The organism is Novosphingobium rosa NBRC 15208 (assembly GCF_001598555.1).
GTDB classification, from domain to species: domain Bacteria; phylum Pseudomonadota; class Alphaproteobacteria; order Sphingomonadales; family Sphingomonadaceae; genus Novosphingobium; species Novosphingobium rosa.
Map to the genome: position 1 here is coordinate 19,143 of NZ_BCZE01000082.1, position 12,207 is coordinate 31,349.

The 12,207-nt window shown below is 65.4% G+C and carries 7 protein-coding genes; 3 read left to right on the forward strand and 4 right to left on the reverse strand.

The features are described 5' to 3' along the window. Positions 1–15: 15 nt before the first annotated feature. The 4 genes from SR3_RS25095 to SR3_RS25110 all read right to left on the reverse strand — a co-directional run bounded on the left by SR3_RS25095 (position 16) and on the right by SR3_RS25110 (position 9,148). Positions 16–1,452 (reverse strand): glutamate synthase subunit beta, encoded by a 1,437-nt coding sequence (locus tag SR3_RS25095; protein ID WP_068092290.1) that lies wholly within the window; start codon positions 1,450–1,452, stop codon positions 16–18. Positions 1,453–1,465: 13 nt separating this feature from the next. Next, positions 1,466–6,106, reverse strand: coding sequence for a glutamate synthase large subunit (gltB, locus tag SR3_RS25100; protein ID WP_068092293.1), 4,641 nt, complete (start codon positions 6,104–6,106; stop codon positions 1,466–1,468). A 253-nt stretch (positions 6,107–6,359) separates the two neighbouring features. Next, a complete protein-coding gene (locus SR3_RS25105) occupies positions 6,360–7,814 on the reverse strand; it encodes a hypothetical protein (protein ID WP_068092296.1) in 1,455 nt (484 codons plus the stop codon). 98 nt (positions 7,815–7,912) lie between these two features. Then, on the reverse strand, positions 7,913–9,148 hold the full coding sequence (locus tag SR3_RS25110; protein ID WP_068092299.1) for a TIGR04063 family PEP-CTERM/XrtA system glycosyltransferase: 1,236 nt from the start codon (positions 9,146–9,148) through the stop codon (positions 7,913–7,915). Positions 9,149–9,375: 227 nt separating this feature from the next. Between SR3_RS25110 and SR3_RS25115 the strand changes: the two genes are divergently transcribed. The 3 genes from SR3_RS25115 to SR3_RS25125 all read left to right on the forward strand — a co-directional run bounded on the left by SR3_RS25115 (position 9,376) and on the right by SR3_RS25125 (position 12,190). Then, positions 9,376–9,615, forward strand: coding sequence for a hypothetical protein (locus SR3_RS25115; protein WP_068092302.1), 240 nt, complete (start codon positions 9,376–9,378; stop codon positions 9,613–9,615). Next, positions 9,608–10,975: a DUF5935 domain-containing protein gene (locus SR3_RS25120; protein ID WP_068092305.1), complete on the forward strand. Its 1,368-nt coding sequence runs from the start codon at positions 9,608–9,610 to the stop codon at positions 10,973–10,975. Before SR3_RS25115 ends, SR3_RS25120 begins: the two co-directional genes overlap by 8 nt. Before the next feature lie 63 nt (positions 10,976–11,038). Then, entirely contained in the window at positions 11,039–12,190 is a 1,152-nt protein-coding gene (locus tag SR3_RS25125) for a thiolase family protein (protein ID WP_068092308.1), read from the forward strand. Positions 12,191–12,207: the final 17 nt, after the last annotated feature.

Genomic DNA, 12,207 nt, shown 5'->3' on the forward strand with positions numbered 1-12,207 from the left:
TGTGTCAGCAGGCGATCAGCGCGGCAGTTCGCTCACGCCCATCAGCGCCTCGTCCACCGCGCGGGCGGCCTGACGGCCTTCACGGATGGCCCAGACCACCAGCGACTGGCCACGGCGCATATCGCCGCAAGCGAAGATCTTCTCATCGCTGGTGCGATAGTCGAAGGTGTTGGCCGAAACATTGCCGCGCGGGTCCAGCTTCACGCCAGCCTGATCAAGCAGACCCGCCTTGCGCGGGCCGACAAAGCCCATGGCGAGGAAGATCAGATCGGCCTTGAGTGTGAACTCGCTGCCCGCGATCTCTTGCATCTGGCCATTGACCCATTCGACGCGGACGCATTCCAGACCGGTCAGCTTGCCGTTTTCACCCACGCAGCGCTTGGTCAGCACGGCGAAGTCACGCTCCACGCCTTCCTCATGAGAGGAAGAGGTGCGCAGCTTCAGCGGCCAGTTCGGCCAGCTGAGCGCCTTGTCTTCCTTCTCGGGCGGCTTGGGCATGATTTCCAGCTGGGTGACCGAAAGGGCGCCCTGACGGTTCGAGGTGCCCACGCAGTCGCTGCCGGTGTCACCACCGCCGATCACCACCACATGCTTGCCGGTGGCCACCAGACTGCCGCGCGGCGCGGCGCGGATTTCATCGTCACCCGCGTTGCGCTTGTTCTGCTGGGTCAGGAACTCCATGGCGAAACGTACGCCCTGCAGCTCGAAACCGGGGATGGTGAGGGGGCGCGGATCTTCCGCGCCGCCCGCCAGAACGATGGCGTCGAAGTTTTCCTTCAGCGAAGCCACAGAGATGGTCACGCCCACTTCCACGCTGGTGCGGAAGGAGATGCCTTCGGCCTCCATCTGCACCATGCGGCGGTTGATGAGGTGCTTTTCCATCTTGAAGTCGGGGATGCCGTAACGCAGCAACCCGCCAACGCGGTCGTTCTTCTCGAACACCGTCACCGAGTGACCGGCGCGCGCGAGCTGCTGGGCCGCAGCCAGACCCGCCGGGCCGCTGCCGACCACGGCGACTGACTTGCCGGTCTTCTTCACGGGTGCCTGAGGCGTGATCCAACCCTCGTCCCAGCCCTTGTCGACGATGGCGCATTCGATCGACTTGATGGTGACGGGCTGGTCCACGATGTTCAGCGTGCAGGCCGCCTCGCACGGGGCGGGGCAGATGCGGCCGGTGAACTCGGGGAAATTGTTGGTCGAGTGCAGCGTTTCGAGCGCACCCTGCCAATTGCCCTCATAGGTCAGATGGTTCCAGTCCGGGATGATGTTGTTCACCGGACAGCCGTTGTGACAATAGGGAATGCCGCAATTCATGCAGCGCGAGGCCTGCGCCTTCAGCGCGCCCTCGTTATGCGGAATCACGAATTCCTTATAGTGGCTGATACGCTCCTTCGGGTCCGCATAGGTGCGATCCTGACGGTCAAGCTCGAGAAAGCCGGTTTCCTTGCCCATTGTACTCTAACCCTTATTCGGCGGCGACGGAGGCGGCGGCGAGGCGCTCGGCTTCCATCTGCTTCAATGCACCGGCGTAATCGCGCGGCATGACCTTGACGAACTTGCCGACAGTATTGTCGAAGTCGTCGAGCAGGTCACGAGCGCGCTGGCTGCCCGTGTGCAGGTGATGACGTTCCAGCAGGATGCGCAGGCGATCCGCGTCATGGTAGAGCATGTCGCCCATGCCCAGATCGTTGACGCTGACGGTGCGCTGGCCGGGGCGGCCCGCACCTTCGTCCTCGTCACGACCCAGCTTGACCGGCAGCAGATCGACCTGTGCCTTGTTGGCGAGATCGGCAAAGTTGCCTTCCTCGTCATAGACATAGGCGATTCCGCCCGACATGCCCGCCGCGAAGTTGCGCCCGGTCTTGCCCAGAACCACAACCACGCCGCCGGTCATGTACTCACAACCATGGTCACCCGTGCCCTCGACCACCGCGATGGCGCCCGAGTTGCGCACGGCAAAGCGTTCGCCCGCCACGCCGTTGAAGAAGGCTTCACCGCTGATCGCGCCATACATCACCGTGTTGCCCACGATGATGTTCTGGGTGGGATCGCGCTCCACATGCGCCGGCTGGCGCACGATCACGCGGCCGCCCGAGAGGCCCTTGCCGACATAGTCATTGGCATCGCCGACCAGATCGAGCGTGATGCCATGCGCCAGGAAGGCGGCAAAGCTCTGCCCGGCCACGCCGTTCAGGCTGACATGGATGGTGTTGTCCGGCAGACCGGCATGACCGTAACGCTTGGCCACCTCGCCCGAGAGCATCGCGCCGACCGTGCGGTTGACGTTGATGACATTGCGCTCCAGCCGCACCGGCTTGCCCTCGATCAGCGCATCGGCGCTGGCCGAGATCAGCTCATTGTCCAGAGCAGCCTCAAGACCGTGGTCCTGCGTGCCGGTCCAGCCCAGCGAGGGGCTGTCACCCAGCGGCACCTGATGGAGCAGCTTGCCCAGATCGATGCCCTGCGCCTTCCAGTGGTTGATCGCCTTCTTCATGTCGAGGCGATCGACGCGGCCCACCATCTCGGCGACGGTGCGGAAGCCCATCTCGGCCATGATCGCGCGCAGCTCTTCGGCGACGAAGAAGAAGTAGTTGATCACATGCTCGGGCTGGCCGGTGAAGCGGGCGCGCAGGACGGGATCCTGCGTGGCGACACCCACCGGGCAGGTGTTGAGATGGCACTTGCGCATCATGATGCAGCCAGCGGCGATCAGCGGCGCGGTGGCGAAGCCGAATTCGTCGGCGCCCAGCAGCGCGCCCACCGCCACGTCGCGGCCGGTGCGCAGGCCACCATCGACCTGCACGCAGATGCGCGAACGCAGATTGTTGAGCAGCAGCGTCTGCTGGGTTTCGGCCAGACCGATCTCCCAAGGCGAACCGGCATGCGTCAGCGAGGTGAGCGGCGAAGCACCCGTGCCGCCCTCGTAACCCGAGATCGTCACATGGTCGGCGCGCGCCTTGGAGACGCCCGCAGCCACCGTGCCCACGCCCACTTCCGACACCAGCTTGACCGAAACACGGGCGCGCTGGTTCACGTTCTTGAGATCGTGGATGAGCTGAGCGATGTCCTCGATCGAATAGATGTCGTGGTGCGGCGGGGGCGAAATCAGCGTCACGCCCGGCGTCGAGTGGCGGGTCTTGCCGATGGTCTTGTCGATCTTCTGGCCGGGCAGCTGGCCGCCCTCACCGGGCTTGGCGCCCTGAGCCATCTTGATCTGGATGTCATCGGCATTGACCAGATAGTCGGTCGTCACGCCAAAGCGACCCGAGGCCACCTGCTTGATCGCCGAACGCATCGTGTCGCCATTGGGCAGCGGCTTGAAGCGCGCGGGGTCCTCGCCGCCTTCGCCGGTGTTCGACTTGGCGCCGATGCGGTTCATGGCGATGGCCAGCGTGGTGTGCGACTCCCAGCTGATCGAGCCATAGCTCATCGCGCCGGTGGCGAAGCGCTTCACGATCTCGCTGGCGGGCTCGACCTCGTCGAGAGGCACGGCCTTGTCGCCGGGCTTCAGATCGATCAGCCCACGAATGGTGAGGTTGCGCTGCGCCTGATCGTTGATCGAATCCGCAAATTCGCGATACTTTTCAGGCGTGTTGCCGCGCACAGCATGCTGCAGGCTGGCAACATTTTCCGGCGTCCAGGCATGATCCTCGCCGCGCAGGCGATACTGATACATGCCGCCCACATCGAGCATATGCTTGTAGATGGGGTTGTCACCATAGGCCACGGCGTGGCGACGCACGGTTTCCTCGGCCACTTCGAGCAGGCCCACACCCTCGATGGTGGTGGCGGTGCCGGTGAAGTACTTGGCGATGAAAGCGCTCGACAGGCCGATGGCGTCGAAGATCTGCGCGCCGCAGTACGACTGATAGGTGCTGATGCCCATCTTGGACATCACCTTCAGAATGCCCTTGCCGATCGCCTTGATGAAGTTCTTCTGAACCTCATAGGTGGTCAGCGGCAGCTCCTTGCGGACACGGATGTCCTCAAGGGTTTCGAAGGCCACATAGGGGTTGATCGCCTCGGCGCCGAAACCGGCCAGAGCGCAGAAGTGATGCACTTCGCGGGCCTCACCCGTCTCGACCACCAGACCGACCTGCATGCGCAGGCCCTGACGGACGAGGTGGTGATGGATCGCCGCCGTCGCCAGCAGCGAGGGCATGGCGATGCGGTCGGTGTTCTGGGCGCGGTCCGACAGGATCAGGATGTTCTTGTCGGCCAGCACCGCCTCGGTGGCGGCCCAGCACATTTCCTTGATCGCCTGTTCCAGACCGGCGGCGCCAGCCTTGGCGTCCCAGGTGGTGTCGATCGTGGCGGTGCGGAAAGCGCCGTCCAGCGCGGCTTCCACGCTGCGGATCTTGGCGATGTCGTCGTTGGTCAGGATCGGCTGATCGATTTCCAGACGCTTGTGCGTGCCTGCCTCGCGGCCCAGCAGATTGGGGCGCGGGCCGATCATCGACACCAGGCTCATCACCAGCTCCTCGCGGATCGGGTCGATCGGCGGGTTGGTGACCTGGGCGAAGTTCTGCTTGAAATAATCGAACAGCAGGCGCGACTTGCGCGACAGCACCGCGATCGGCGTGTCGGTGCCCATCGAGCCGATCGGATCGTCACCGATCACGGCCATCGGCTCAAGGAAGCGCGAAACGTCTTCCTGCGTGTAGCCGAAGGCCTGCTGGCGATCGAGCAGGCTGGTGGATTCCGTCGGCAGCGCGGCCAGTTCAGGCTCGACGACTTCCAGATCCTTCAGCTTGTACTGCGCCTGATCGAGCCACTCCTGATAGGGCTCCTCGCTGGTGAGGCGGGCCTTGATCTCCTCATCCTCGATGATGCGGCCTTCCTCGAAGTCGATCAGCAGCATGCGGCCGGGCTGGAGGCGCCACTTGCGCAGGATGTTCTCTTCGGGGATCGGCAGCACGCCGCTTTCCGAGGCCATCACCACCACATCGTCCTTGGTGACGATGAAGCGCGCGGGGCGCAGACCGTTGCGGTCCAGCGTGGCGCCGATCTGGCGGCCATCGGTGAAGGCCACGGCGGCGGGGCCGTCCCACGGTTCCATCAGTGCGGCGTGATATTCGTAGAAGGCGCGACGCTGCGCATCCATCAGCGGATTGCCGGCCCAGGCTTCCGGGATCAGCATCATCATCGCATGCACCAGGCTGTAGCCACCGGCCAGCAGCAGCTCGAGCGCATTGTCGAGGCAGGCGGTGTCCGACTGGTTGTGCGGGATGATCGGCCACATCTTGTCGAGATCCGGGCCAAGCAGCTCGGATTCCATGATGCGGCGGCGGGCGTTCATCCAGTTCACATTGCCGCGCACGGTGTTGATTTCACCATTATGCGCGATGAAGCGGAAGGGATGCGCCAGCTTCCAGCTGGGGAAGGTGTTGGTCGAGAAACGCTGGTGCACCAGACCCAGCGCCGAAACGCAGGCCGGGTTGCGCAGATCGTCGTAGAAGGAGCCGACCTGCGTGGCCAGCAGCAGACCCTTATACACGATGGTGCGGGTCGAGAAGCTGGGCATGTACAGCTCGGTCAGGCCGGGCAGGCCGTGCTTTTCGGCCAGCGCCGCCAGCGGATTCTGGGTCTGCTTGCGGATCGCCAGGATCTTGCGCTCGAAAGCGTTCTGGTCGGCGCAGTTCTCGCCGCGGCCCACGATGCACTGGCGGATCACCGGCATCGAATCGAGCACGGCCTTGCCCAGACCGTCCATCGTCACGGGCACATCGCGCCAGCCGATCAGATGCTGACCTTCCTTGGCGATGAACTTCTCGAAGGTTTCGACGATGAACTTCTGGCTCGCCTCATCCTGAGGCAGGAAGCACATGGCCACGGCATAGTCGCCGGGCTTGGGCAGGGTGAGGCTTGCGCCGGTCGCCCAGTCGCGCAGCAGCGCGTCGGGCAGCTGGATCAGGATGCCCGCGCCGTCACCCAGCAACGGGTCGGCGCCCACCGCGCCGCGATGGTCAATGTTTTTCAGAATTTCCAGGGCCTGGGTAATGATCTCGTGGCTTTTGGCGCCTTTGATATGCGCAACAAAACCAACGCCGCACGCGTCGTGCTCGTTCTTCGGATCGTAGAGGCCCTGGGGCTCTGGAAAACCCATCGATTATCTTTCCTGCAACGGGGGACACCGCCGATTCCCACGGCGATATCCTAGCCTAACTCTGTTTGGAGCGCGAATCGTGGCCGCCCTTTACGGCCCGAAATGCGCAATTTGCCCCATGCCGATTGCAAGGGCATTTGGCAACCGGGAAAGGCCCCGTCCGGGGCACATTTCCGGCCAGAGTTGTAAGGAATAGCAATTCGTGCCTGTAAGGCTTGTGCAGAAAGTGGCGTAATCGGCGCTGCGCGCGTAATTATTTAACTTCGCGCAGCGCGGCCAAGGCAGAGCGCAGGCTGGCCTGGGTACCGGCCAGTTCATCGACCTGAGCAGCCAGCGCGCGCCCCTGCGGGGTGGCGCGCAGTGGCAGGGGGATGGGGGCGTCGTCCTGCGCTTCGGCCTGATCGTCGCGTTTCTTCATCGCAAGGGCGAGGCGCTCGATCAGCTCGACATGGCTCAGATCGTCGAGCGCGGCCTGACCGATGCGTTCCTCGGCGTGGCTGCGCGGCTGCACTGGCGTGGCGCCGATCATGGCCTCGTGCTGAGGCTCCTTCGCGGCGGCTTCGGAGGCTTCGTCCTCGGCTTCGGGCATGATCGGATCGATGACGATCGGCAGGTCATGCAGCGTGGCGAGATGCACGCGCGGACGGATCGGCGTGACCGAGGCCGAGGGCGGCGGGGCCACGGGAGCGGGCGGGCGCAGATGGGCCTGCTGCTCCAGATCGCTGTCGCTCACCAGCGGCGGCAGGCTGGACCAGGGTTCCTGCGTTTCGGCCTGCTGCGGCGGCGCGATCAGCGTGAAGGGGGTGATGACCGGGATGGCGGTCTCTTCGCCGGCCTGCTGCTGGGGCTCATGCTCCCAGGCGGGGGCGGGATAGGGCACGGACGGCGTATCGCTGACCGGCGCGGCGGGCGGCGGCGGGGGATAGGCGATCGGTGCGATCGCGCCCGACTCCATCAACGGCGCGCTGGTGCCGGAATTCAGCAGCGGCGGCACGAATTCGCCCTGCCCCAGTGGCGGCAGAATTTCGGGCACGGCGGCGGTATGGCCAGTCGCCATGGCAGGCGTGGTGAAGGCGGGCTGGCCCAAAGCAGGCTGGCCCAAAGCGGACTGGGCGAACACCGGCAGCGCGGCCACCGAAGCGCCGATGGGCAGCGCTTCTTGCGGCTGATCCTCGAGGAAGGGGTCTTCGGTGAAAGGCGCGGCGGGCGGCAGCTCCACCGCGAAAGGCAGCGGCTGCGCGGCTTCGACCACGGCGGTCTCGGCCAGCGGCGCTTCGCTCATCGGCGCGGGCCCGGCAAAGGCCGAGCGGAAGGTTTCCACCGGATAGGGCTCGGCGGGCGTCTCGTCATAGGTGCTGACGGCATCGGCGCGGCCCAGACCCTCGTCGCCCAGTTCGGCATGGGCGCTGATCGGGCGGCGGGCAGGATGGTCGGGATGGCGATCGCGCGAGCGCCGCTGGATGCCGCCATCGCTGCCCTGACCCCCGTTGCTCATCACGTTGCGAATCAGCCGTGCGGCCAGCAGACCGATGCCGCCGCCGACAGCGGCGAACGGCAGGGCGATCAGCAGGCGTGACAGCATGCCCAGCGGCGGGGCAGCGGCAGGCACGATCAGATCGAGCTGCGCCCCCATCATCCAGCTTTCGAGTAGAGAGCCGCGAATCGCCACCACAGACAGGCCGAAAAGCGCCGCGAACCAGATGACCATGGCCGGTGTAAAGCGGGGATGCCCGCTTAAAGGCCGGGGTTTTCTGCCGCCGAGAGATGCCTGATCTGCCAAAGCCTGTGTCCCGCTCGCTAATCCGTTCAGCCCTGAGGGCCGCTTGCATGGGCCCCATTGTTGCCCGGATCTCTCAAGTTTTGGTAAACATCGAGATAACGAGAAACATTGTGATGCCAATCATGCGCCTGCGCAACATGGTTGCGCTCCGCTTCGCGTCTTTCTTCCCAATGCAGCCGGTCCGAAAGCAGCGCGGCCAAAGCTTCGGCGCAGGCCTTGGGATCGTCGGGCGGGAAGAGCGTGCCGGTCACGCCATCCTCGATCAGCTCGCGGTGGCCGCCCACATCGCTGGCCGCCACCAGCTTGCCCTGCGCCATCGCCTCCAGCGGTTTGAGCGGCGTGACAAGGTCGGTCAGGCGGCTTTTCTTGCGCGGATAGGCCATGATGTCGCAGAGCGCGTAATAGTTCTCGACCTCGCTGTGCGGCACTCGGCCCATGAAGCGGATCATCGAGGAGACCGGGCTGGCCTCAGCCTGCATGCGCAGGGCGTCCGCGCGGGGCCCGCCGCCCACCATCAGCAGGCGGGCATCGGGATGCGATTCGGAAAGGAAGCGCATCGCCTCGACCAGATCGTCGAGACCCTCGTAATCGTAGAAGCTGCCGATAAAGCCGATCACCGGTCCGCTGCCCAGCGTGAGATCGCGCGCGAGATTCTCGTCACGCGAAGGCGGCGTGCCGAACAGGGTGAGGTCCACGCCATTGGGCATGATGGTGATGCGCTGCGGATCATTGCCGCGCGCGATCAGATCCTGCTTCAGCCCGTTGCAGATTGTCACCACCGCATCGGCCCGGGTGATGATGTAATCTTCCAGGCGGCGGATCAGATTGTAGCGCAGATCGCCTTCCGTCCCGGTGCCGTTGCCCACGGCTGCATCTTCCCAGAAGGCGCGAATCTCATAGACCAGCGGAATCCCCAGCCGGCGCGAGGCACGCAGCCCCGCCAGCCCGCACAGCGCCGGGGAATGGGCATGTAGCACATCGGGCCGCCATTCCTGCGCCAGTTCCACGATGGCATCGGCCAGCAGGCTGGTTTCGCGCCATTCGCGAAGGCCAGTCATGCCCTTGGCCTCGCCCCGGGTGCGGTGAAATGTCAGCCCCTCGGCCTCTTCGAGGTCGGGCCCGTCCATGGTATGACGCAGGCCGGTGATGCCGCGCACCTCCAGCCCCAGCGCGGTCTGGGCGGTCATGATCGCCCGGGTGCGGAAGGTATAGCCGCTGTGCATGGGCAGCGAATGGTCGAGGATGTGGAGCACGCGCGTCATGGTCGGTTTCTCTAAAGCATTTCCGAGCTGGCCGTACAGGATCAAAGGCTCCGGACATGCGGTATCGGATGACAAGAGTTTTGCCGCTTGCAGCGCGAAGGCTCTAAGGGAAAAAGGCTTAACGCTCCGTCAACCGCTGATCGGCTAGGGGTGAGGGGCAAAGTGGCGCCGCACCGTCCGGAACTTCGCCTTACAGCACGGATTTTTGCGCAGCAGGGGCACAGGGTTTGATCGACAATCTGGCCATCGGCATCACCCATCTGCTGCTGGTGATCGCCATCATCCGTCTGCTGGGCCGGGCCGATCTGGACAAGGAGCCGGTGAAAGCGCCGGACGCTGCCGACACGCCGGATCAACCTTCCGTCACGGCCCCGCTGCAGAGCGGCCCCTCGGGCAGCCGGGTGGGCGTGATGCGTCTGCCCAAACTGGGCGCCGGTGGACTGGGTGGGGGCAAAAACCGTGTTTAACCTGCTGCTGGCGATCTTTGCGCTTTATCTGATCGCGATGGGGCTGCGGCGGCCCTTCATCTGGGTGCTGCTCTATCTGTGGGTCGATATCATCGCGCCCCAGAAGATGCCGGGCGCGCAACTGGCCGCGATTCCCATCTCGCTGGTGGCTTTCGTGCTGGCGGTGGTCGGCTGGGCGGTGTTCGACGACAAGCAGAACATGCGCTTTTCCTTCCGCCAGTTCCTGATGCTGATCCTGCTGGTCTATTGCGGTATTTCCACCCAGACCGCCGATTTCGCGGAGGCCGCGGCAGGCAAATGGGACTGGGTGTGGAAGGCGCTGGTCTTCGCCATCTTCCTGCCCTTCACCCTGCACACCCGCCTGCGGCTGGAGGCCGCCGCGCTGGTGATGGTGCTCTCGGCGGGCGCGATCATCATCGATGGCGGGATCAAGACGCTGGGCGGCGGCGGCGGCTATGGCGCGCTCAAACTGTTCATCAATGACAACACCGGGCTTTACGAAGGCTCGATCCTGTCCTGCGTGGCGGTTTCGCTGGTGCCGCTGGCGCTGTGGCTGGCCAGGACAGGCACGATCTTCCCGCCTGACCGGCGCGCCCAGCTCTTCGCTCTGGGCATCGCCTTTTCCGCCCTGCTGATCCCGGTGGGCACGGAAGCGCGCACCGGCCTGATGTGCGCGGGGCTGCTGGCAATCCTGATGCTGCGCTCGGCCAAGAACCGCATGCTCTACATCGGGCTGATGGCGGTGGCCGCGCTGGTGGCGGTGCCCTTCCTGCCCAAAAGCTTCACCGCGCGCATGAACACCATCGAGAACAACAAGTCCGACGAATCGGCCTCCACCCGCATCGCCGTGTGGAAATGGACCATCGGCTATGCCGCCGATCACCCCTTCGGCGGCGGTTTCGAGGCCTATCGCGGCAACAAGCTGGTGATCAACACGCAGGCCACCGAATCCGGTGGCGGCGGCGTGACCACGCTGCAATCGACCCAGACCACCGACAAGGCCCGCGCCTTTCACTCCTCCTATTTCGAGATGCTGGGCGAGCAGGGCTGGCCCGGGCTGATCCTGTGGCTGACCCTGCAGATCAGCGGCATCATCCAGTTGGAAGGCGTGCAGCGCCGTTTGCGCAAATCCACTGATCCTGGCGACCGCAAGGATTATGGCATGGCTGTGGCGCTGCAGCAGGGGCATATCGTCTATCTGATGGGCGCGGCTTTTGTGGGCATCGCCTTCCAGCCCTTCATCTACATGTTGATCGGCCTGCAGATCGCGCTGGTGAGGCAGGTGAGCGAACGCCGCCATCCCGCTTTGTCCGGCGCCTCGGCCATGCGGATGCAGGCCGCGCCGCTGCGCGCGGGATAGAGCGCGGACTCTTGCCCGCATACTCTTGTAATCTGCCCCGCGCGGGGCCAGAGCGGCGCGGTCATGCCTTCTCTCCAGCCTGATGATGCGGTGATCGTTTCCGTAGCACGCACCCCGATTGGTCGCGCCTTCCGGGGCGGGCTGGCCTCGGTCCATCCCGTTTCGCTGGGCGCCCATGCCATCGCCGCTGCCGTATCGCGCGCCGGGCTTTCCGGGGCCGAGGTCGAGGATGTGATCTGGGGCGCCGCCATGCTGCAAGGCGGGCAATGCCCCAACCTTGGCCGCCTTGTCGCCTTGCGCGCGGGGCTTCCCGACAGCGTGGCGGGCATGAGCGTGGACCGCCAATGCGCCTCGGGCCTGGCCGCCATCGCCCTTGCCGCCCGCACCATCCGCGCCGGTGAGGCCGAGGTGCTGATCGCGGGCGGGCAGGATTCGATCAGCCAAATCCAGACCGCCGATTTCCGCTACGATCCGGACCCTGCCGTGGTGGCGACCCATCCCGGCGCCGACATGATGATGATCGACACCGCCCAGACCGTCGCTGCGCGCCACGCCGTGACGCGCGAGGCCATGGACGCCTATGCGCTGGCCTCTCACCGCAAGGCGGCGGCGGCGCAGCAGGCCGGGGCTTTCGATGCGGAGATCGCCCGCTTCATCCTGCCCGATGGCCGTGTTTTGGTGAGCGACGAAGGTGTGCGCCCCCACGCCTCGGCCAAAGCGCTGGCCCGCCTTGCGCCCACGCCCGGCACCGATGCCCTGACGGCGGGCAATTCCAGCCCCCTCTCCGATGGCGCGGCCGCCGTGGTGGTGATGAGCGCCTATGCTGCGCAGGCACGTGGTCTGGCGCCGATGGGGCGTTTTGCCGGCATGGTCTCGGTGGGCACCGCGCCGCAAGACATGGTGCTGGGGCCGATCACCGCCGTCCCGCGCCTGCTCGCCCGCCATGGGCTGGCGGTGGCGGACATCGGCCTGTGGGAGCTGAACGAGGCTTTCGCCCTGCAGGCCATCCTCTGCCGCGATGCGCTGGGCCTTCCCGAGGAGTGCCTCAATGTGAACGGCGGCGCTCTGGCGCTGGGGCATCCCTATGGCATGACCGGAGCGCGGCTGGTGATGCATGCGCTGATCGAGGGCCGCCGCCGGGGCGTGCGCCACGCGGTGGTGATGATGTGTGTCGGGGGCGGGCAGGGCGTGGCGGCTTTGCTGGAGGTGTTTTGAAGGAGGCAGGAAGATGC

Coding starts and splice junctions, on each gene's coding strand:
- SR3_RS25105 (WP_068092296.1), bottom strand. CDS start 7,814: ATGGTCATCTGGTTCGCGGCGCTTTTCGGCCTGTCTGTGGTGGCGATT.
- SR3_RS25125 (WP_068092308.1), top strand. CDS start 11,039: ATGCCTTCTCTCCAGCCTGATGATGCGGTGATCGTTTCCGTAGCACGC.
- SR3_RS25095 (WP_068092290.1), bottom strand. CDS start 1,452: ATGGGCAAGGAAACCGGCTTTCTCGAGCTTGACCGTCAGGATCGCACC.
- SR3_RS25110 (WP_068092299.1), bottom strand. CDS start 9,148: ATGACGCGCGTGCTCCACATCCTCGACCATTCGCTGCCCATGCACAGC.
- gltB (WP_068092293.1), bottom strand. CDS start 6,106: ATGGGTTTTCCAGAGCCCCAGGGCCTCTACGATCCGAAGAACGAGCAC.